This is a genomic window from Chitinimonas sp. JJ19 (assembly GCF_036961565.1).
Lineage (GTDB): Bacteria > Pseudomonadota > Gammaproteobacteria > Burkholderiales > Chitinimonadaceae > Chitinimonas.
In genome coordinates, this window is record NZ_JBAMDD010000018.1 from 58,925 (window position 1) to 80,791 (window position 21,867).

The window sequence follows — 21,867 nt, forward strand, 5'->3', positions numbered from 1 at the left end:
CGGCGGGCAAGCCACTCAAGGATGGCTGGCGCTGCCCTGGTACAAGCGGTCCCGCGCCAAATCGTCGCCCAGATAGCGTGCCACCATGCGGCGGAAGCTGCCATCGTCACGTATTGCCACCACCGCTCGCACTAGCCGCTCCAGATCCTCGGGCGCCATACCGTCATGGTTGAACACCATGCCCACCAGCGTACGGTGGCGCTCCGGCAGCGGCAGCACGCTCACGCTATCGGGCTCTTGCATACGATCCAGATGCCAGCGATAGACATAGGCATTGCCAAAGGTAGCGCCTATCCGGCCCGCCACCAGCTTGCGGTAGACGGTCTCGGCGTCCACCGATTCCTCCCGCTGCGCTGCCGGCAGGCGGGGCAGATTCTGCTCCACCCATTCTCCATAGCTGGCGCCGCGTATGGTGCCGAACACCAGGCCGGGCCGGCCCATTGCATCGGCCACATTGCGTACGGCCAGATCCTTGCGCACCACCAGTTCCATGGGTTCACGGGTCAGCGGTACAAAGCGCCGTTGGGCGCGTGCCTCACTGGTGGCTGGCGCGGCAGCAGGCCCGAACAGGGGTATGCGGTTGACCACCATGGTGGCGCGCAGGCGTTGGGCCGGCATAGGCTCAATCACGAAACGGCAGCCGGTGCGGTGCGACAGTTCCCGATACAGATCGATAAAGTAGCCAGCCGGCTGACCTTGCTCGTCGGTGTAGCTGGCATAGCCCAGCGTGATATAGGGCACATGGTAATCCCGCAAGCAGGCGGCCAGACTCATGCCGCTACAGGCCAGCCACAGCAGCACGCACAGCCAGGCGGGCCTCACGGCGGGCTCACTGGCTTGCCCAGATGCCCGGGGTAAAACACCAGCATTTCATTGAGCTGGTAGCTGAACAGGCCATGGACCACGGCCGGATCCTGGGCGATCTGGCTTTCTGCGGCGGCAAGGCTGGTCGCCCGCAACACCACCAGCCCCACCTCGCCATACCGTGCGCCTGCCACCAGCACCCCCTCGCTACGCAAGCGCTGCAGGTTGGCCGAATGCTCCTTGAAGTAGGGCTGGGCCGGCGGCACCAGGCCTGGCTTCCAGGCGGGGCCGGTGCGGAACTCCACTGCATAGAGCTTCTGTGCCTCGGCCACCGGCGTTTCGCCTTGCACCGCCAGGCTGACCAGCATGCTTGCTGCTGCTATCCATCGCATCATTGTATTAACCATCTGGCAGGGTGAAATAGAACTGGGCGCCCAGGCCAGGCTGCGCCTCCGCCCAGATACGGCCACCATGGCGGCTAATGGCGCGGCGTGCTGTGGCAAGGCCTATGCCACTACCTTCAAATTGGGCCGTGCTATGCAGGCGCTGAAACGGCATGAACAGTTTCTCGGCGGCTGCCATGTCAAAACCTACGCCATTGTCGCGTACAACATAGACCGTCTCGTCGCCAAGCTGCAGATGCCCCAGGCCTACCCTGGCCTCGACACTACCACGGGTAAACTTGATGGCATTGGTCAGCAGCTGCTCCAGCACCAATTGCACCAGGCGGCTATCGGCCACCGCTGGCAGGGCGGGTTCACATTCGAACGCCACCTGCCTATCGCCACGCAGGTGGGCAAACTGCTGCCACACCTGCCGGCCCAGCGCCGCGACATCCAGCGGCCGACGCTCCAGCTGCATGCGCGAGGCCTGTGCCAGCATCAGCAGATCATCGATCAGCTGTGACATGCGCACCGCCGCCGCCTGCACCCGCTGCAGCATATCGCGCTGCTCACCATCCAGGTTGCCGGCTTCTGCCTCCAGTATCTGGCTAAAGCCCATGACCGCCCGCAGGGGCGAACGCAGGTCGTGCGCAACCGAGTAGGAGAAGGACTCCAGCTCGCGATTGGCCTCCTGCAGTTCGGCCGTGCGTTGCTGCACCCGTTTTTCCAGTTCCTCGTTCAGGCTGACCATCTGCGCTTCCACAGCGTGCCTGGCCGACACATCATGCAGCACAGTGAGCACCGCCTCCTGGCCGCCACATGTCCAAGGCAGCTTTAGTACCTCGTAGTGCGACAGCTCGCCATCCGCCTGCAGCAGCTGCAAATCGGCCATGGCGCGAGGCGCTTTCGACTGCCAGACCAGGCTATCCTCGAGCGCCGCCTGGGCCAGCCAGCGTGCAGGCAGATTCAGGTTCCGTACCTCCTGGCCGCACGCCAATTGCGGATCGCTCAGACCCAGCTTGCGGGCAAACGAAGCATTGGCCAGCAGCAAGCGCCCACGCTCATCGCTGGCGTAGATCAGTTGCGGCAGCAGATCGAGTATGGCGCGCAACTCGGCCTCACCCTGCACCAGTTCGGCCTGGGTCTCCACCAGTTGCGCCACCTGGCTTTGCAGCTTGGCCGTCACGCGCAGATAGTCCCCCCTTACGATATCGAGGTCATAGCGCAGGCGATTGAGGGTGCTGCCCAGCTCCACCGCCTTTTCCCGTTGGGCCAAGGCAGTTTCAATGGCAGCCAGCAGGGGCTCAACCAGCACCCGCATGGCCGACTGCAAGCGGCTGGGCAAGGTCATGCGCCAGAGCAAAGTGCCCAGTTGCTCCTGCCGAAAGCCATCACCGGGAACAATCAACACCCCGGCCACACGCTGGCAGAACATCTCCACCAAAGGGTAGAGCGACTCGGCCGAGCTGCAATAAACCGCGACGGCGCCCGACAGCAGGTCGCGCTTTTGCACATCCTGTAGCCGAAAGCCGGGGGGTGGCGGGTCCAGCATGCTGAGCAGTCGATAGGTCATGGGCATGCCCTGGCTCAGCCCCCCACCAGCAGGAGGATATAGGTCATATTGTGGAAGAGATTGCGGGTATAGCCCTCGCCTTCACGCAAAGGGCCGATCTCGCCGAACGAGGGGTAACCTGCAATCGCCAACCCTGCGGGGAAGGACTCGGCCAGAATGCCCGCCTCGCGGGCGATATCGTTCCCCAGCATCTGCTTGCGTCCGGTACAGCTGACGATCAGGCCTGCCACTGGCTGGAAATCCAGGGTAGCCACCCGCCCAGCAATGCGGCTTACCTCGGCCATCAGGTCGGCCGGGTTGGCCAAACAGACCTGCACCGTCTTGCCCGCCTCGATGCCGCCATACAGCCCGATGGCGCCGTGGCCACGACCGAAGTCAGGCACGATGGCGCGCAAGCGTCGCTGCGCGGTCCGATCCGGGTCCACGATGGTCAGTGCCACCACGCCGCGATCCGTCTGCAGCACCGGCTTGCCCGTTTCGCGCTCGATAAAATCCATGGCACCTATGCCATCGATACGATACAGCGCCGTGCCCTCGGCCTCTTCTATCAGCCCCGGCCGGCCAACTGGCGTCAGTGCGTTGCCTATGCTGATATCAAAACGCACCTCCCCCGCCATCCCCAGCAAGACCACGGCATCCTGCAATACCTGCCGGTTGGCGTAGAGGTAGCAGGTACGCATCCTGTCATCGTCTGCCGCCAGCCCCCCCACTACCGGACAATCCACTTCATCGCGCAGCACGGTTTCTATCAGGCTGGCATCAGCACGGAAGTCGGCCGCCAGGAACACCAGCGCGGCATCTTCTGCCATGGCGCTGCGCAACTGCGCAAAGGCCGACCGGGTGGCCACCACAGGGTCGTCCCCCACTCCTGGCGCACAGGCCACGGTCCAGCGCACCTTGCCTCCGCTGTTCAGGCCCAGCGCCACTGCACCCAGATCGGAGGCCCGCCCGGCGGCATAGTAGCCGTCGCCGCTATTGCCTATCACCACCAGATCATCGCGGCCCAATGCGTCATACAGGCCCTCCAGCAGCTCGGTACTGCCGGCGTAATGGACGGCGGTGAAGAGGAACACCACCTCGGGCGCCAGGCCGGCCAGGCCCTCTCCCAGTGCCAAACCCGCACGGTAGGGGTCCGAAATCAGTGTTTCACAGGTGCTCGCCCGCATAGCCTTGCTCCCCAGCCTCTGTCATGGGCCCGTTATCTGATTCAGCTTAGCTCAATGGCGTCGATACACTATGCTGCCTTGCAGCAAACCGCCCCAGACAAGCCATTGATAATAAAAGGATTCACCATCCAAGCCTGAAGAAATAAAAAAATAAATGCAAAAGATGTTTGACAAGCGCCTGCCTGGACATTAAAGTGCGCCTCCTTTCCTCGATAGCTCAGTCGGTAGAGCGCCGGACTGTTAATCCGTAGGTCCCTGGTTCGAGCCCAGGTCGAGGAGCCAGATGTAAGCAAAAAGCCCAGCCTAGCGCTGGGCTTTTTGTTTTACTGCATCAGCCAGTCAGGCCACTTCAGCCGCCCGCAGCAGCGCCGTAATATGCGGGCTAGGCAGCCGTGAAGGCGTGCTGATGGCGTAGTAGTCCTCGTGCAGCTCAGGCAGCACCACCACCAGCTCTGCATCGTATTGGCGGGCCAGCGTCTCCGCCAGCATGGTGGCCGCCGGGAAATACCCCACGCCATTGCCGCCGAAGGTAGTCAGCAGGGCGCTGTCGTCGAACTCCCCCACCACGACCGGATTCAAGCCCTGGGCATCCAGCCAAGCATCCAGCCGCGAGCGCAGAAAGCTGCGTTTGCTGGGCAGCAGCATGGGCGCCCGTTGCGGTACCACGCCGCGCTCTGCCTCAAGCTGCCGCGCCAGCAGGGTCCGGTTGGCGTAGATGCCTATAGGCCAGGACGCAACTCGCCTGCCCACCAGCCGCCGCTGCCCCCCCTGGCCCAGGTCACGATCCGACAGCACGACATCGAGCTTGTGGCGCGACAAGGCCGAGATCAGCTCCTCGAACTCGCCTTCATGGCAGACCAGCCGCACGCTGGGGCTGGCCTGCAACACCGGCGCCAGCAGCTTGTAGGCCACCAGCTTGGGAACCGAATCGGCTATACCTACAGTCAAACGACTAGCCTGTACCAATTGGGGATTGGCTAGGAATTCCTGCAACTGCTCGCCCAGCAGGAAGATCTCATCGGCATAGCGCAATGCCTCCCGGCCCGCCTCGGTCAGCTCAAGCCGCCGGCCGGCCGGCCTGAACAGCGCCCTGCCCATTTCGCGCTCCAGCTTACCGAGCTGGCCACTGATGGTTTGCGGACTCAACCCCAGGCGCTCGGCAGCCCGGGCTATGCCTCCCTCTTTGGCGACAGTCCAGAAGTAGTGCAGATGCTTGTAGTTGAGTTCAGGCTTGGCCATATGATTCATCGAGAAAATCGAAGTATTCATACCAATATACTCGATTCTTTCGCAATCTCGCTTGCCGTACGCTACGCCCGTTCCTGATCGACACAGGCCTCTGCCTGAACATGGGAGATCCAAATCATGAAACGCATCGTGCTTTTCCTGCTGACCAATCTGGCGGTCATGCTGGTGCTGTCCATCAGCGCGCGCATCCTGGGCGTAGACCGCTTCCTCACAGCCAACGGCATGAACTTCGGCATGCTGCTGGGCTTTTCAGCCCTGATCGGCTTTGGTGGTGCCTTTATCTCGCTGCTGATGTCGAAAAGCATGGCCAAGTGGAGTACCGGCGCGCAGGTCATCAACTCGCCCCGCAATGCCGATGAAGCCTGGCTGGTCGATACCGTGCGGCAGCTGAGCAGCCGCGCCGGCCTGCCCATGCCCGAAGTGGCCATCTACCAGGGCGCGCCCAATGCCTTCGCCACCGGCGCCAGCAAGTCCAACTCGCTGGTGGCCGTCTCCACCGGCCTGCTGAGCAGCATGCGCCGGCGTGAAGTGGAGGCCGTACTGGCCCACGAAGTCGCCCATATCGCCAATGGCGATATGGTGACGCTGACCCTGATACAGGGTGTGGTCAACACCTTTGTGGTGTTCCTATCGCGGGTGGCCGGTTATCTGGTCGACAGCTTTCTGCGCAAGAGCGACGAGGAAAGCAGCGGCCCCGGCATAGGCTATTACATTGCCTCTTTCATGTTCGAGATCCTGTTCGGCATCCTGGCCAGCATCATCGTCATGTACTTCTCACGCCAGCGTGAGTACCGCGCCGATGCCGGTGCCGCACAGTTACTGGGTAGCACGGCCCCCATGATAGACGCGCTACAAGTGCTGGGAGGCCGCCAGCCAGGCGAGCTGCCCAAGACCATGGCTGCCTCGGGCATCAGCGGTGGCATGGCGGGCCTGTTCAGCAGCCATCCGCCCATAGAAACACGCATTGCCGCCTTGCAGGCTTTACGTTAAGCCGCCTGGCGCCAGGCCAGGGGGGACACCCCCGGCCGGCGCCAGCATAGATTGCCGCGTACCGCCTTGGCGGTACGCCTGATGATTTATTGAACTGACTGGAAATCCACCATGACCTATCCACTCTGGATGTGGGGCACCTTCGCGGCTGTCGTCGTCATCCTGCTTGTCCTTGATCTAGGCGTCCTCAACAAGAAGGACCATGAAATCTCCGTCAAGGAGAGCCTCAAGCTCTCCGCCTTCTATATCAGCGCAGGCCTGCTGTTTGGCGGCTTTGTCTGGTACCAGCTGGGCGCACAGGCCGGTATGGACTATCTCACCGGCTTCCTGGTGGAGAAGAGCCTGTCCATGGACAACGTCTTCGTCATCTCGCTGATCTTCACCTACTTCGCCATCCCCCGCGTCTATCAGCATAGGGTGCTGTTCTGGGGCATACTCGGCGCCATCGTCATGCGTGGCGTGATGATAGGCCTGGGCGCCGCCCTGATCCATGAATTCACATGGGTGCTCTATCTCTTCGGTGCCTTCCTGGTGTTCACCGGCATCAAGATGCTGTTAGCCAAGGACGATGCCACCGATGTGGCCAGCAATCCGCTAATCAATTGGCTGAAGGGCCACTTCCGCTTTACCGAGAAAATCGAGGGCAACCACTTCTTCGTCAAGGCAGCCGACCCCAAGAACCCCGCCATGCAGGTCTGGTGGGCAACCCCCCTGTTCCTGGCGCTGATCATGGTCGAGGTAACCGACCTGGTATTCGCCGTGGATAGCGTCCCCGCCATCTTCGCCATTACCACCGACAGCTTTATCGTCTTCACCTCGAACATCTTCGCCATCCTGGGCCTGCGCGCACTGTACTTTGCCCTGGCCGCCATGGTGCACCGCTTCCATTACCTGAAGTACGCACTGTCTATCGTGCTGGTCTTCATCGGCGTCAAGATCTTCCTGGTCAATCTGGGCATCAAGATTCCTTCGCCGATATCGCTGAGCGTGACCTTCGGTCTGCTGCTGGCCGGCGTGCTCTACTCGCTGTGGAAGACCCGCGGCGAGCCCATACCCGAGCAGTAAGCGTCACCCTGCGCGTGCCTGAAAAACCCCTGCCAGCATAGGCAGGGGTTTTTTATGGGTGCTCACATCACCGCGCCGGACCCTCGCGCCACGTCAGGTAAAGCCGCAGATCGAATTCCAGCTGGTGGTAGTTGGGCAGCATGTGCTCGCACAGCTGGTAGAAGCCCTTGTTATGGTCGTGCTCCTTCAGATGGGCCAGCTCATGCACGACTATCATGTGCAGAAACTCGGCCGGTGCCGTCTTGAACAGACTGGCCACCCTGATTTCCTTCTTGGCCTTGAGCTTGCCGCCTTGCACCCGCGAGATGGCGGTATGCAGGCCCAGGGCGTGATGCACCACATCGAGCTTGCTGTCGAACGCCACCTTGTCGATAGCTGGCGCATTGCGCAGGTGTTCCTGCTTGAGCTCGCAGACATAGCGGTACAGCGCCTTGTCGGTCTGTACCGTATTGCTCACCGGGTATTTGGTCTGCAAATGCGCACCCAGCCGGTCTTCGGCTATCAGTTGCTGCACCTGTGCCTGCAGGCTGGGTGAGTAGGCAGAAAGGTATTTGAGCTGAATCATGAGGCCGGGTTTGTACCAAGTTTTCCGAAAAAAGGAAAGAAAACCCGGCATTTCAAATACTTGTCGATGAGAAACGGGGCATGACCCGACAGCTTTCGCCGCCTTGCCATGCCCCGTTGCCCAGCTACGTCATGCCATGACCAGCAGCGGGCGCTTTACGTGCGCCCGCTAGCTGGCTGGCTTACTCCGCTACGGCTTCGTGCTGCAGGCCAAAGGTAAAGTCGCCATTGTCCACGCCCAGTTGCACGGCCTGCAGTGCTGGCAGCTTGCCCAGCTGCTGCAGTATCTCCTGGCTGATACGTGGCAGCACCGAGCGCGCCAGGATGGCGTCGATCATGCGGCCACCCGACTCCACTTCGCGGCAGCGATCGGCAACCTGCTGCACCACGGTCTCGTCGTAGTCGAGGCGTATGCCGTGGTTGTCCTGCAGGCGACGGGCAATGCGATCCAGCCGCATGCCGATCAGGTCCAGGATGACGCGATCGGACAGCGGGTAGTAAGGCACCACCGACATGCGGCCCACCAGCGCGGCCGGGAAGGTTTGCAGCAGCGCCGGGCGCAATGCCTGCGACAGTGCCTCGGCATCCGGCAGCAGCTCCGGGTCCTGGCACAGCTGCATGCTGAGATCGCTACCCACGTTGGAGGTCAGCAGGATCACTGTATTGCGGAAGTCGATATAGCGTCCTTCGCCATCCTCCATCCAGCCCTTGTCGAATACCTGGAAGAATATCTCATGCACATCGGGGTGGGCCTTCTCGATCTCGTCCAGCAGCACCACGCTGTAGGGGCGACGGCGCACGGCCTCGGTCAGTACACCACCTTCGCCATAGCCCACATAGCCGGGAGGCGCGCCCTTGAGCGTGGACACCGTATGGGCTTCCTGGAATTCGCTCATATTGATGGAAATCAGGTTCTGCTCGCCGCCGTACAGGGTTTCGGCCAGCGCCAGGGCGGTCTCGGTCTTGCCGACGCCAGACGGGCCGACCAGCATGAACACGCCTATGGGCTTGGAGGGATCGTCCAGCCGTGCGCGCGATACCTGGATACGGCGGGCAATGGTTTCCAGCGCATGGGCCTGGCCCACCACGCGGCGCTCCAGCGTCTGCGCCAGCCGCAGCACGGCGTCGACTTCGTCACGTACCATACGGCCCACCGGGATGCCGGTCCAGTCGGCCACCACGGCCGCCACGGCCTGCTCGTCCACGCAGGGCAGTATCAGTGGGGCTTCGCCCTGCAGCTCGGCCAGCTCATCCTGCAACTTGGCCAGTTCGGCCAGCTTGTCCTTGCGGCCGGATTCATCCAGCGCCTCGCCCTGGCGCAGTGCCTCACGCAAGGCCAGCACCTGTTGCGCCAGGCCGCGTTCCACTTCCCAGCGTGCGGTCAGCACGGCGTGTTCGTCTTCCAGCACGCGCAATTGCTCGGCCAGTGTGGCCAGACGGCCTTCACGATCCAGCCCGATGGCAGACTCGCGCTGCAGTATGGCCTGTTCGGTTTCCAGCGCCTGGCGCTGGCGCAGGCAATCTTCCACCGCAGCCGGAGTGGCATGCTGGCTGACGGCAACGCGGGCGCAGGCCGTGTCGAGCAAGCTGACCGATTTATCCGGCAGCTGGCGAGCAGGAATATAGCGGTGCGACAAGCGCACGGCGGCCTCGACGGCCTCGTCCAGCACCTGCACCTGGTGGTGCGATTCCAGCTGGCCGACCACGCCACGCATCATCACCAAGGCGGCGTCTTCGTCGGGCTCGTTGACCTGCACAACCTGGAAGCGGCGCGTCAGGGCCGGGTCTTTCTCGATATGGCGCTTGTATTCGCTCCAGGTGGTGGCGGCCACCGTGCGCAGCTCGCCACGTGCCAGCGCGGGCTTGAGCAGGTTGGCGGCGTCGCCGGTACCGGCAGCGCCACCGGCGCCTATCAGGGTATGGGCTTCATCGATAAACAGGATGATGGGGCGCGGCGAGCTGCGGACTTCCTCTATCACCTGCTTGAGGCGGTTCTCGAACTCGCCCTTCATGCTGGCCCCGGCCTGCATCATGCCGATATCCAGCGACAGCAGGCTCACATCCTGCAAAGACGGCGGCACATCGCCCTGGGCGATACGCAGGGCCAAGCCTTCCACCACGGCGGTCTTGCCCACCCCTGCCTCGCCGGTCAGCAGCGGGTTGTTCTGACGGCGGCGCATCAGGATATCAACCATCTGGCGGATCTCGGCGTCGCGCCCGTGTACGGGGTCCAGTTCGCCATTGCGTGCGCGCTCGGTCATATCGACGGCAAAGCGGCGCAATGCTTCCTGCTTGCCCATGGCTGCCGGGGCAATGGCACCGCTGGCCTCGCCCGGCGCAGCTACCGAGATGCCATCGGCGCTCTGCTCCGCATGTTCGGGCGAGCTCTTCACGATCTGCGGCAGGGCGTCGGCCAGCTTGTCGTCACCGATGCGGCGGAACTCACCGCACAGGTTGAACAAGCGGTCACGCAAGGCGGGCGTACGCAACACTGCCAGCAGCAGGGTGCCGCCACGGACACGGCTCTCGCGGTACTTGAGGGTGGCATAGACCCAGGCGCGTTCGGTCACCAGTTCCAGATCGCTGGACAGATCCACCGCCGTGCCAGGGCACGGCAGGCGGTCCAGCGCAGCAGTCAGGTCCGCCGCCAGGCGCGAGGCATCGAGCCCGAAATGGCGGGCGATATGATGCAGGTCGCCATCCTGCGCCAGCAGAAGCTGGTTCAGCCAGTGCAGCAGGCCGACTTCGCCATGGCCGCGCAGCTTGGCCAGTACGGTGGCGCCTTCCAGGGCCTTGTATAGAGTGGAATCGAGTTTGCCGAAGAGGGCGGCGCGACTGATTTCGGACATGATCTACCTGCCGTGATTAATGTAAGAATGAATATGAAGCAGGCGTAGCGCCAGGCACAAACTGTGTGGCCAATTGCGAACGTCTGCGGGAAATGACAAATGGAAAGCGTAGAATAGGCAGCGTAATCCTTCGACTACCGTGACTAGACGTAACGCCATGCTGAAACTGACCTTGCTGACCCCGCCCGGTGCCGATGCCTACTTCGACGAAGATGGCGGCACTGTCGGCCGTGCACCGGCCAACCACCTGGTACTGAGTGGCGATAGCAATATCTCCCAGGTGCATCTGGCCATCGAGAAACTGCAGGACAACTGGGTACTGAAAGACCTGGGTGACCTGCTGCCGGTGTTTCATAACGGCAAACCCTTGGGCTACGGTAGCCGAGCCAACTTGAGCCATGGCGACAGCGTGCGCATCAGCGGCATGGAGCTGGCGGTTGACCTGCATGCCAGCCGCCCCGCGACAACCGCAGTGCCAGCGGTCGCCATCGCGCCGGCTACCACCGCCGCAGCGCCCATCGTGATGGCCAGCCCTGCCAGCACCACCGTGGATCCGTTCGATTTCGGCACTCTGCAGCCTGCTGGCCCAGCGGTGCACAAGGCCATGGTCGAACCCGCACCCGTACCGGCCACCCCGCCCGCCAACCCTGCGGCTGCGGTAGGCAGTAGCGTCGATCCCTTCGATTTTGGCGATCTGCATGCCCGCAAGCCCATCGCCAGCCCTGCGCCCGCGCCGGCTTATGTCGCGCCGACCGCTGTAATGCCAGCCAGCAAGCCCAGCAGCAGCATCGATCCATTCGACTTTGGCGATCTGACCCCGCCCAGCCAGCGCAGCAGCCAGCCCGTCCCGCCCCCCAGCCACAGTTACACTGGCCTGGATGGGCTGAACACCAACACCACGCCAGTCATCGCGCCCAATACAGCTGCGCTGAATGACCGGGGCGGCAGCCTGGGCAGCATGCTGGGCGTGGGTACGCCGGCCTCTTCGCTCACGCCGGTAGCCAGCACGGCTGACAGCCTGGATCTGCTGTTCGGCCTGCAAGCCGGCAGCAGCGCCGACCCCTTGGCGCCGGGCGGCATCTTTGATCGCTACAATCCGCCCAGCGATGCCTTCCTCGACCTGGGCAACACCACCGCACCCAGCCTGACCCAGGCAGACCATACACCCGGCATACACAGCAGTGTGCGATTGCATGGCAGCGCGGCCAGCCCGACCATACCCATGGACGACACCATCTCCTTGCCCGCGCCCATCGTGCCGGATGCCTTGCCCATTGAGCCGGCTGCCAGCCCGGTAGAAGCGGAAAAGGCCGTGGAGGCCAGCCCGCCAGTTGCGCCAACCATCCCGCCAGCGGCACCCGCTGCTGCGCCAGCTGCTGCGCCAGCCGCTGATTCCCTGGATGCGCTGTTCGGGCTGGACAAACCCTGATGCAAGGATAGGCGTCAGGCTGTGCATGGCTGACGCCATCCTTCTGCCGGCTGGTCGGCCACAGGCCGGCCCAGCCAGACATCGCGCCCCAGTTGTACCTGGCCGGTCAATCTAGGCACCGGGACGGTGGCCGGGTCCACCAGCAGCCGCAACTGCCATTGCAGGCTCAGGCCCACGTAGTTGGCAATCCAGTCATGCAGGCGCTTGAGCGCTGCGCTGCCGGGCAGGAAGCGGACATACTCGGCATAGGGCATAGGCCCCAGGGTGATGGTGAAGCAGGATTGCCTATCTGGCACCCGACTGCCCAGCACCACACCTTGGCCCAGCCCCCCTGCCCTGCCCAGCTGGCTGCGCTGCGAGACGGGCAGCGTCAACCAGTGCCGGGTGAAGGGCTGGATGTTGACGGGCACCTGAAAATAATCTGCCAGGATGCGCGACAGGCTGTCGGCATCCCGATTGCTGCGCGACAGCAGGCCGGCAAAATGCAGCTTGGCCTCGTCAGCCACCGAATCGCGCTGGCGCAGGCTATCTGCACCGTAGCCACACAGCGCCCCCAGGTAGTCGGCATAGCTGTCCTGCGCCGGCCTGTCGTATGCCACCGCAGGCTCTGCCTCGGCCCAGGCACGGTAGAACAGCCCCAGCATGCGGTGGTGGAAGATATCGGCGAAATTGGCCCAGGTCGGATCACGGTGATTATGCAGCCGGTCCCAAACGTACTCGGTCATATGCAGGGGCAAGGCGCCGTTGGGGCCAAACAGGCCCAGCGAGCGCACCTTGACCTGCGGCACCGCGCCGTCGGCATCCACGCTGTCCAGCTCGACCGGGGCAAACCCCAGTGAGGGTGCCTGCCCCAGGCGCACGCCGTCTTCCTGCGGCCGAGTGGAGGTACCCTGCCGGGGACGCTGTACCTGTTCTGCGTCTATCTTGCGCAGCAATTCGAACAGGCGCACGCCCTGGGGGCGTTCCGCCACCTTGCGCCAAAAACTCATAGCAAGGCCTTTACCCCTGCACGGGCAGGCCAGCGCTTGAGCTCACCCCTGCTGGTCGACACCAGCACCATCTCGGTAAAGCTGTTGAGCGTGGCCTGGCGGGCCAGGAAGCGTTCCAGCACCATGCCCAGCACAAAGGGGCTGGCGCCACCGAACACTGTCTCGTTGATAGTCAGCTTGATCTCCACGCCACGGCCAAACACCAGCGGCCCAGGCCCAGGCAGGCGACGGGTTACCGCCGCCGCCGACATGCGCTCTACGCTCTCCACATGCCGGTGATGCGCCACATCGCCACGCTCGGCGTACAGCAGCAGCATGTCACGCAAGGCACGGGCGGCAGCTTCGCCATCCAGGTCCGTCATGACCAGATGGTTTAGCGACAGGTGGTTGACCAGTCGCCAGGCCACCTCCCCCCCCACCACGGCCGGGATAGGGCGGCTGGGGCCGCGCAGGCACTGTATGGCATCGACCGGTGCGGAATCGAGCAGGGTAAAGTCGCTGTCGCCCCCGATAGGCATCAGCAAAGGCAGGTCGCGATTACTGGCCAGCACCTCGCCCCCCAGTTGAACGATGCGCTCCGAGAACGGCGCACGATCGCCATCGACCAGCCGGACAAACAATTCGCTACCCAGGTAGGACGCGCGCCCACCGGTGCGCCGCTGCTCCAGCGACAATAGCCTGGGCTCGCGCCGGCTGGTAAAGAAGGCTCGGGCATGGGGCCTATGCTGGTCATAGGTGGCGTAGAACGGCAGGAAACGTGTTTCTTCTTGCTGATCGGGGCCATACCCCTCCAGCGCCTCCACCCGCATGATCTCGAAATCCTGCGGCCGCCGACGATCGACCACGGCGTGGTATTCGCTCTGCAGCGGGTCCACATGCACCCGGTCCAAGCGCTTGGTGAAGAGATTGATGACGGGCGCGCAGAACAGGGCAAAGCACTGCTCATCCACCAGTGACGCCAGGGCATCATCGCCCCGGCTCAGCGGGATGACGATCTCCAGCGTATCGCCCTTGACGGTACGTATGGCCTGCTCCAGGCCTTTGAGGCGGAAGAACAAATAGCGCTGGGGAAAGGCAAAGTATTCATGCAGCAGGCGGTAGCCGTCGAATGAGCGATTCTGGTAAGGCAGCAAGGCCTCTTCCGGCTCGAAACCCACTGGTGCAATCACACTGGTCGGCAGCACGGTGCCGCCAGCAGGCCGAGCGGGATCGTAGATCGCCACAGCCTGGGCAGCGCCCAGTATCAATTCAGCCAGACGGCTGGCCACATCGTCAGCTGCCGACAGATAGATGGGCAGGTCATCGATATTAAGCTTGTCAAAGCCCAGGCCATTGCGGGCCTTGAGCTTGATACGCAATAAACCCTTGGGCAAGCCTGTGGGCAGGCGGCTGGCTATGGGCAGGTCTGCTACATGGGTCTGGTAGCGGGCCGAGACGATATCGATAGGCCACAGCTTGATCGCCTGCGCCGTACTGAACTCACAGGCAGTCTGCTCACCGGCCGGCATACGGCCGCGCAGGCGGGCGCCCCGTGGCACTTCGTAGCCCTGGGTCATGCTGCCGGTGGTGGAGGATGGACGGAAGCGGGCGATGGCCATGGCCGGTACCGGCATGCCGTAATGCGGATACACCATATCCAGCAGATGGCTGGTGAAGGCCGGGTAGGCGGCTTCCTGCTTGAGCTGTACCCGTGCGGCCAGGAAGGCAAAGCCTTCCAGCAGGCGCTCCACATAGGGGTCTTCCACCGCCACCCCGCCCATACCCAGGCGGCCGGCTATCTTGGGAAAAGCCTGGGCAAACTCGCCCCCCATCTCGCGCACATGGCGCAGTTCCTGGTTATACAGTTCAAGAAAACGGGGATCTATCATGGCTGCGTCTAGCGCTCGTCATCCAGCCTGAACTCGCCGCACTCAACATCCAGCTGGGTTTTGAGCAGCAGTTCGACCGGGTAAGGGTGTGACCACAATTGGCCACGGATTTCAAAACCCACATGCTGGTGGTGCGTCATGCCGGCACTGCGCAACAGGGTAACGCTGAGGGTGGCCGCATCGATGCGTGGCTCAAAGCAGACTATGGCATCGTGGATGGCACGCTCCATATCGCGTGCCTGCAGATTGGCCAGAGATTGACCAGATAGTGCTGGCAGGCCGTAATTCAGCACAGACTGCCGCACCTGTGCCACCGCCGCCAACGCATCGTCATCGGGCCGCACGGTATTGAGCAGCCACACCAGATCACGCAGCACGCCAGCCCTTAGCTGGGCAGCGCGCAGCACCCGGTGTTCGGGCGGCTCTTCCTTCACGTCTGGCGCGTTGTCCGTCAGCCTGTCCAGCAATGAGGGATAGAGTTTATGGCCCAGTGGTGCCTTGGCGGTCTGTTCCATCAACCCCCCAGGCAGGCAAATACGGCGCAGCCAGACCGGTGCAGCAGTGGCATGCCATAGCCGCACCTAAGCCCGTGCTCATGGCGCAAAGCTGCGCCAGGTTCAACGCGCTTCACTGCGTACACCCGCCGTTGCCTCTGCTGCCGCACCCGCCAGGAACTGGGCATAGGCATAGGGCGGCGGCATATTGTCGAAGCGCACCAGGCGCAGGGCGTCCTGCTCACGGCTGCCCACCCACCACAAGGATTTGCCTTCACACAGACGGGTCACCGTCTGCCGGCCCAGGCTGCCAAATACATCATTGAGCGAGCGGCCGCCGCTCAGCAGGCTCTGGCTGGCCTGGCCACCCTGCAGGCGCCAGGCATCAGCCAGTTGCAGCACGGCGTTGTCCAGCTGGGCATCCTCGTTCTGGGCGCGCGGCATGGGCACGCGCGCCAGCGCCTCATCCAGCTGTTCGGGGCTTAAATTACGCGACAGTGCCGCCAGCGCAATGGCCTCTATCTGGTCGAACCAGCACTGGCCTTCGGCCCGCGCCAGGCGGGCTGCCCAAGCGGAAGACAGTGGCGCACAGACAGTCAGGGGGTAATAGCGGCCCACGGCGTCCACGCTGGGCATCATCACCCCGGCATAGGCAGGCTGGCCGCACACGCCTGGCGCCAGCAGAAAGCGCCAGACCCTGGCGTTGAGATAGCGCTCCAGCCAGGCTTGGCCCAGCTTTTCGCGGCTGGCCAGCAGCGAAGTCCGCAGCCAGCTATCCCAGGCGTCGATAAACGTGCTGTCCAGCCGGCGCGATGCGAAGTCCGACAACGAAGGCATCTTGCCGTACCAACCGGCGATGGGGAGATCCTGGCTCATCTCGGCCTCACAGTCTGGCCGGGCAGGAGAACTGAGCCAGTTCCGCCATGCGGAAAGGGTTCTGCACGCTGGACGAGGTCACCTCGTACTGCACCTTGCGACCGTTGATGTCAAAACTGACGCGGAAGCGCTCAGGCTGGCCAGAAGGCGAAATCTGCGCCTTGTCGAGTGCGCGGAACAGTGCCCAACCGCCCTCGAAACTCATGCCACCGATCTCGGCGCCGCCAGGCCCGGTAAACTGCAGACGAACCTGGTGACCACCACGCGGGCCTGGCCAGTTCACCGTCACCGGTATCTGCGGACCATGGTTGTAACGTATCAACTGGCCATCGATATCCAGGATGGCCTGTATCACGGTCGCATCCATCTCCACTGGCTTGAAATCCAGCCGGAGTGCAGGCAGGCGGCTGCCGCCCTGGAAGAACACGTCGCGGATGGTGGCAGCACGCTGGAACTGTATCAGCGCACCGGATGCATCACCCATGCTGCCCTCGCCCACCTGGCGGAAGGTCCACGGCCGACGGCTGATATCGACATACTGGGCCAGGTTCTGCTGGAAGAAGCTGTCCAGCACCCCGCCGGCAGCAAACAGGCGACCAAAGTCCTCCTGCCGCACTTCGGCGCTGGCGCCACGGTTGAAAGGGTAGCGCCCCACCACGGCACGGCTGCAGAACTCGCCCACCGAAGCCCCCAGATTGGCCGACAGGTTCTGCCGGGTTACCCCCAGCGCCTGCGTCACACCCGTGGTAGACAAGGTATCGAGCACGCTGTGCATGGGCTCAGGCATACGTGCGGCCTCTGCCTTCAAGCGAGTGGGCAGATCGCTCTGCGGCGCCGCCACCCCGCCCTGCACGGCAGTCTGGGTAGCTGTCAGGAAGGTATAGAACTCGTTGAGCAGCGACAGCGAGCCATCTATCGGTGCCGGCGCGTTCGGGGCACTGGGCTGTACCAAGCGGCGCAAGCCCTCAAAGCGATCATCCACCAAACGTTCTATGCGGTAGCCAGCCTGTTGGCCAGGTACGACCTCACCCTGACCTCCAATAAGCTTGAGCAAGCCGTCCTTCTTTTCCTTGAGGCTGTCAGACGCCTTGTCCACCGCGTTCTTCTCGGTCTCGGCGTACTGCGCCAGCGAGGTTTCGCGCACGATGCCGCGCAGCAGGGACAGCAGCGGGGAATCGCTGGCCGACAGCACGCGGGCAGCCTGCACGCTTTGCGACAGGTTGCCGAACTGAACCAGGCGGATGTCCTTGGTGAACTGCTCCCAGGTATTGGCGTACTCTTCCAGATAGATGCGCTTGACGGCAGCACTTACCTTGGCCAGCTCGGCTGCCGGCAAGGGCTTGCCCTCGGCGTCGCCCTGCTGGGTGCCCAGCACCCAACGCTCTTCCTGGGCCATGCTGTGCGCCACCGGCTCCACGGTCTTGAGGAAACCCTGGTAGTAGCCACGGACGGTAAACAGCCCTGGCACACCCTTGTTCAAGGGCAGGCCGCTGGTACGCTGGAACACCAGCATGGCAGACGGGCCAGCGACTTCAGAAACCTTGAAGTCGGCCGCCACATTGCCCACCCCCATACGCTTGATGCGACCGTAGACGCGTTCCGGCAAGCTCTTGCGCAGCAATATCTCGCGCGCTTCCGCCACCAGCTTCTCGTCCAACGCCACCGGGCTGGTCGGCATGCCATGGGCCAGCAGAGCGTCCAGATGGCCTTCCAGCTCATCACGCTGGGCCGACGTCACTTCGCGTGCCAGATTGGCCTCCCAGTCCACCATCACCCAGGCCTTGAAGGCTTCGGTGTCGAAATGGCGGCTGTCCTGCAACATCACATAGGCCTTGAGGGCTTCATACAGCAGATCGCCATCGTGCTGGCTCTGCCGCAGCACTTCTTCCAGCCGGTAGACCACGCGCGGCAACAGGGCATCCTGCAGCAAGCGCTCATAGGCATTGTTGGCGGCCGCATCGAGCTTGTCGCCCTGATACAGGCCCACCCGCAAGGACATCGGCACATCGTCGCGCTTCACCAGCGGGGTTTCGGCCACATCGCGCACGGCTCGCAGCACCGGCACCAGATCGGCCAGCTTGCCGTCTTGCCCCACCACCAGTTGCTCGACCTGGGCACGCACCTGCGGTACTTGTTGGGTCACTTCACCGATATAGCCCTGGTTACGCACATAGCTGGTGCCCCAGGCTGCCAATGCCAAGCTGGTGGCCACGGCCAGACCGGCATAACCACCACCGGTCAGCAGGGCACGGCGGCGGCGCCAGCGGCGGTTGGTACCGGCAAGGTGCGATTCGGCAAAAATCAGTTCGTTCAGCAGGCGCGAGATAAAGAATCCCTTGCCGCCAGCATTGCTCATCGACGACGCGCCACCGCCGCCACCGTTGCGCTCCAGCTGGGCGCGGGGGAACTGGCTCAGCAAGGGGTCCAGCGGCTGGCCTTCCTGGGTGCCACTGGTGAAATACACACCGCGCAGCATGGCCGAGGCCTGGTACGGCGTAGGCGAGAACACCAGGCCGAGGAACTCCAGCAAGGGCTGGCGCAAAATGCCAAAGCGCTGTGGGAAGTGGCACAGCTGGGTGCGGCGCTGGGCATCGCGCTCACGCTCCAGCCGCTCCACCAGCCTGCCCTGCAGTCGGTCTGCCAGCTTGTCGAACTCGGCAGCGACCTTGTCCTGCGGCACGGAGGCCTGGCCTTCCTGCAGTGGCAGGGTCAAACCCCAGACCTGCTGGCGCTCGTCGGCCGTCATGTCCTCGAAGTACTCGCCAAAGCCGGCGAGCAGGTCGATCTTGGTCACCATCACATAGATGGGGAAATTGATCTGCAGACCATCGCGCAACTCATTGATACGGTTACGCAATGCCGCTGCCTGCAGTTCGATCTCAAAGCTGGTGTTCTGCAGCAGCTCGGTGGCGCTGATGGTCAGCATCACGCCATTGATGGGCTGGCGAGGCCGGTGGCGCGCCAGCAGGCGCAGGAAGCTGCCCCATTCCTTGCTATCGGCCATCTTGTCACTGGACTGGGTACTGTAGCGGCCAGCGGTATCGAGCAGCACAGCGCGGTCGGTAAACAACCAGGAGCAATTACGGGTACCGCCCACGCCACGGACGCTTTCGCCGGGCAGGTGGTCGGCCAACGGAAAGCGCAGGCCGGAATTCAGCAACGCAGTCGTCTTGCCCGTACCTGGCGCACCAACAATCACATACCAGGGCAATTGGTAGAGGTAGGCCTCGTTATCAAACCGCGACATCCACTTGCGCACACCGCGCGCCGAACCCTCGGCCGTGCGGGCCTTGCGCAGCACGCCCAGGGCTTCCGAGAAGCGCTGTTGCAGCACCTGGTTTTCCTGGTTCTCCTGCGCATCGTCCGACTTGGTCTGCACCAGCAGGCCCGACTCCAGCGCCTTGTTGGCTTGGCGCTTGCGCCACCATGACCAGGCATGGCGTATCAGGAATACCAACAGGAACAAGCCCAGCAGGCCCAGGCGAACCCATACGGGGGCCAGCGGGCGCCACTCGGCAATGGCGATCAGGGGACCGACAAACCAGATCAGCAAGGCCAGACAGATAAAGCCCAGCGCCGCCAGCACCCAACGATTGAACAACAAGCCAAACAGTTTTTTCATGATGAGGGTGGCCAGACTTATTTACTGACGAACAAGGTGATTTCAACGCGGCGGTTGCGCGCGCGATTGGCCGCCGAATCATTGGCGGCGACAGGTTCGCTGTCGGAGCGACCGTCAACCATCAGGCGGTCGGCCGGCAGGGTATCTGCCAGCAGGTCACGCACTGCCTCTGCCCGGGCGCGGGACAGATGCCAGTTGGACGGGTACTGCATGGAGCGTACCGGTTGGTTGTCGGTGTGGCCGCTGACCAGCACCTGGCCCTTGACCTTCTGCAGCTCGGCCGCAATGCGGGCCAGCACCGGCAGATAGGCCTGGGTGACATCGGCACTACCCGACTCGAACAGGCCATCACCGCGTATGGTCACCACCGAGCGGTTCTCGTGGTCTGCCACCGACACCAGGCCTTCGTTGATTTCCTTCTGCAGGAAGGCTGCCAGTCGTGGCGCCGCTGCCGGCTTATCCAGCAACTGGTTGGCCACCCGGGCACGCAGGCTCTGGATATCGCCAAACACTGGGTCGGAATTCCGGTTGAGGCTGAGCGACAGGCCCATATACAGCAGGGCCAGCACCAAGCCCGCCGTCGAGGCGGCCACCCACAGGGGGATGACAAACCGGGTGGACTTGTTGACCGCCACCTCGCCCTGCCAACTAGCGGACAAATCACGCTCAGCCGCTGGGCGCTGCTGCCGCAGCATTTCAACCAGACGGCGACGCAGCAGATCCAACTGCGCAGCGCCACCTTCCACGACCCGGTAACGGCCTTCAAAGCCGATGCACAGACACAGGTACATCAGTTCCAGCAGGTCGCGGTTGCCTACCGGGTTCTCACCCAGCTTGGCCAGCAGTTGGTAGAACTTCTCGCCGCCCCAGGTCTCGTTGTGAAAAGTCACCAGCAGGCTGTGCTTGGCCCATACGCCCATGCCACCCCAGGGGGTATCGGCGGCGACTTCGTCCAGCAGGGTACACAGCACATAGCGGCCGGCAATCACCTGCTCATGGCGCAAGCCGGCAGCACGAGCGGCATCTTCAAACGCACGCACCCGTTCCACCAGGTACTCACGCAGGCCTGCAGGGTTGGGGTGATGCGCCGTCTTGCGCAGCTGCCCGGCCAGGTAAAGCAAAGGGTTGGCGCAAGCAACCAGCGGATTGAGGCCGGAATAGACCGGCTCGCTCTGCACATCGTCAAAGTCGTCGTGAAAGCCTGTCAACGGCCCGCTGGCGGGCTGAGACGGCGTTTGCCCACCGGGGGTGGGCTTGAGTAGATTGAAATCGGCGTCCATGGGGTTCTTCACCAGGTTGTAACCCTTGCGTCAGCGCAAGGGCAAAGCATCAGGTAGTGCGCTTGCAGGGGAAGCGTTCCTTGGCAACATTGCCAACGGCGGCAGCGGCGCTGCTGTCACGCTGCTTGATACGGCGTAGCGAACGCACGATCTCGGCATGCACTTCGGCGGTTGCCACACCGGGGCGGCCAGTACACCAGTTCACACCTTCGCCACTATCGAGCACGCCAGACAGATAGATATCCGCCTGATCCTTGGCCAGGCGTATGGTCGTGGTCGAGGGGCCATCCGGCGGCGGCGTCATGCCATTGCCGTCCGCAAAGTCCAGCAGGCGTGCCACCGAAACCCGGAAGGTGCCTATAGGCGCATAGCGGTTGTAAGCAGTCGAGCCGGGCTTGCTCTTGGCTTCGGCTTTCTTGGCCTCAGCCTTGTCTGCCTTCTTTGCATCCAGCTTCTTCGCATCCACTTTGTTCACGTCAGCCTTCTTTGCCTCGACGGCCTTGGCCGGCTTCGCAGTCTTGCTGGCCGGCGCAGCCGGCGGCGTGGTGGCTGCCGGAGTGGTCGCAGGGGCGGCACTCAGGGGCAAGGCCAGCCATGCCAGTACCAGGCCCGCTGCAGTGCGCAATATCATTCGGTTCATCTCATCACCTATGGGAGACCAGTCGGC

The 21,867-nt window shown here is 63.2% G+C and carries 17 protein-coding genes and 1 tRNA gene; 4 read left to right on the plus strand and 14 right to left on the minus strand.

What is annotated here, in order from left to right:
- Nucleotides 1-15: 15 nt before the first annotated feature.
- Genes V7714_RS18215 through V7714_RS18230 form a run of 4 tightly spaced genes read right to left on the minus strand, consistent with a single transcriptional unit; the run spans nt 16 to nt 3,926 of the window.
- Entirely contained in the window at nt 16-822 is an 807-nt protein-coding gene (locus V7714_RS18215; protein ID WP_335710993.1) for a substrate-binding periplasmic protein, read from the minus strand.
- Complete coding sequence (locus tag V7714_RS18220; protein WP_335710994.1) at nt 819-1,199, minus strand: YciI family protein; 381 nt, start codon at nt 1,197-1,199, stop codon at nt 819-821. Before V7714_RS18220 ends, V7714_RS18215 begins: the two co-directional genes overlap by 4 nt.
- 4 nt (nt 1,200-1,203) lie before the next feature.
- The gene (locus V7714_RS18225; RefSeq protein WP_335710995.1) at nt 1,204-2,760 is read right to left on the minus strand and encodes a sensor histidine kinase; all 1,557 of its coding nucleotides are present in this window, start codon (nt 2,758-2,760) and stop codon (nt 1,204-1,206) included.
- A 14-nt stretch (nt 2,761-2,774) separates the two neighbouring features.
- Nucleotides 2,775-3,926 (minus strand): FIST signal transduction protein, encoded by a 1,152-nt coding sequence (locus V7714_RS18230; protein WP_335710996.1) that lies wholly within the window; start codon nt 3,924-3,926, stop codon nt 2,775-2,777.
- A gap of 206 nt (nt 3,927-4,132) precedes the next feature.
- Between V7714_RS18230 and V7714_RS18235 the strand changes: the two genes are divergently transcribed.
- Nucleotides 4,133-4,208: transfer RNA gene (locus tag V7714_RS18235), tRNA-Asn, on the plus strand.
- A gap of 57 nt (nt 4,209-4,265) precedes the next feature.
- Here the strand turns inward: V7714_RS18235 and V7714_RS18240 are convergent.
- Entirely contained in the window at nt 4,266-5,195 is a 930-nt protein-coding gene (locus V7714_RS18240; protein WP_335710997.1) for a LysR family transcriptional regulator, read from the minus strand.
- Between the two features lie 96 nt (nt 5,196-5,291).
- Here V7714_RS18240 and htpX point away from each other — a divergent pair, with 96 nt between their 5' ends.
- On the plus strand, nt 5,292-6,164 hold the full coding sequence (htpX, locus tag V7714_RS18245; protein WP_335710998.1) for a protease HtpX: 873 nt from the start codon (nt 5,292-5,294) through the stop codon (nt 6,162-6,164).
- A 111-nt stretch (nt 6,165-6,275) separates the two neighbouring features.
- Nucleotides 6,276-7,229: a TerC family protein gene (locus tag V7714_RS18250; RefSeq protein WP_335710999.1), complete on the plus strand. Its 954-nt coding sequence runs from the start codon at nt 6,276-6,278 to the stop codon at nt 7,227-7,229.
- Between the two features lie 67 nt (nt 7,230-7,296).
- Here the strand turns inward: V7714_RS18250 and V7714_RS18255 are convergent, their stop codons facing one another.
- Both V7714_RS18255 and tssH read right to left on the minus strand, forming a co-directional pair.
- Entirely contained in the window at nt 7,297-7,794 is a 498-nt protein-coding gene (locus tag V7714_RS18255) for a M48 metallopeptidase family protein (protein ID WP_335711000.1), read from the minus strand.
- Between the two features lie 181 nt (nt 7,795-7,975).
- Nucleotides 7,976-10,642 carry a type VI secretion system ATPase TssH gene (gene tssH / locus V7714_RS18260; protein WP_335711001.1) on the minus strand — a complete coding sequence of 889 codons (2,667 nt, stop codon included), beginning with the start codon at nt 10,640-10,642 and terminating at the stop codon, nt 7,976-7,978.
- Nucleotides 10,643-10,799: 157 nt separating this feature from the next.
- Between tssH and V7714_RS18265 the strand changes: the two genes are divergently transcribed.
- The gene (locus V7714_RS18265; protein ID WP_335711002.1) at nt 10,800-12,071 is read left to right on the plus strand and encodes an FHA domain-containing protein; all 1,272 of its coding nucleotides are present in this window, start codon (nt 10,800-10,802) and stop codon (nt 12,069-12,071) included.
- A 14-nt stretch (nt 12,072-12,085) separates the two neighbouring features.
- Here V7714_RS18265 and tssG read toward each other — a convergent pair whose 3' ends face one another.
- The 7 genes from tssG to V7714_RS18300 all read right to left on the minus strand — a co-directional run bounded on the left by tssG (nt 12,086) and on the right by V7714_RS18300 (nt 21,840).
- Complete coding sequence (tssG, locus tag V7714_RS18270) at nt 12,086-13,060, minus strand: type VI secretion system baseplate subunit TssG (protein ID WP_335711003.1); 975 nt, start codon at nt 13,058-13,060, stop codon at nt 12,086-12,088.
- Nucleotides 13,057-14,928, minus strand: a complete 1,872-nt coding sequence (tssF, locus tag V7714_RS18275; RefSeq protein WP_335711004.1) for a type VI secretion system baseplate subunit TssF — start codon at nt 14,926-14,928, stop codon at nt 13,057-13,059. Before tssF ends, tssG begins: the two co-directional genes overlap by 4 nt.
- A gap of 8 nt (nt 14,929-14,936) precedes the next feature.
- Complete coding sequence (gene tssE / locus V7714_RS18280) at nt 14,937-15,443, minus strand: type VI secretion system baseplate subunit TssE (RefSeq protein ID WP_335711005.1); 507 nt, start codon at nt 15,441-15,443, stop codon at nt 14,937-14,939.
- A 102-nt stretch (nt 15,444-15,545) separates the two neighbouring features.
- On the minus strand, nt 15,546-16,298 hold the full coding sequence (gene tagF / locus V7714_RS18285; RefSeq protein ID WP_335711006.1) for a type VI secretion system-associated protein TagF: 753 nt from the start codon (nt 16,296-16,298) through the stop codon (nt 15,546-15,548).
- Between the two features lie 7 nt (nt 16,299-16,305).
- Nucleotides 16,306-19,920 carry a type VI secretion system membrane subunit TssM gene (gene tssM / locus V7714_RS18290; protein ID WP_335711007.1) on the minus strand — a complete coding sequence of 1,205 codons (3,615 nt, stop codon included), beginning with the start codon at nt 19,918-19,920 and terminating at the stop codon, nt 16,306-16,308.
- Between the two features lie 17 nt (nt 19,921-19,937).
- Entirely contained in the window at nt 19,938-21,200 is a 1,263-nt protein-coding gene (locus tag V7714_RS18295; protein ID WP_335711008.1) for a DotU family type VI secretion system protein, read from the minus strand.
- 49 nt (nt 21,201-21,249) lie between these two features.
- A complete protein-coding gene (locus V7714_RS18300) occupies nt 21,250-21,840 on the minus strand; it encodes a Rap1a/Tai family immunity protein (RefSeq protein ID WP_335711009.1) in 591 nt (196 codons plus the stop codon).
- Between the last annotated feature and the right edge of the window lie 27 nt (nt 21,841-21,867).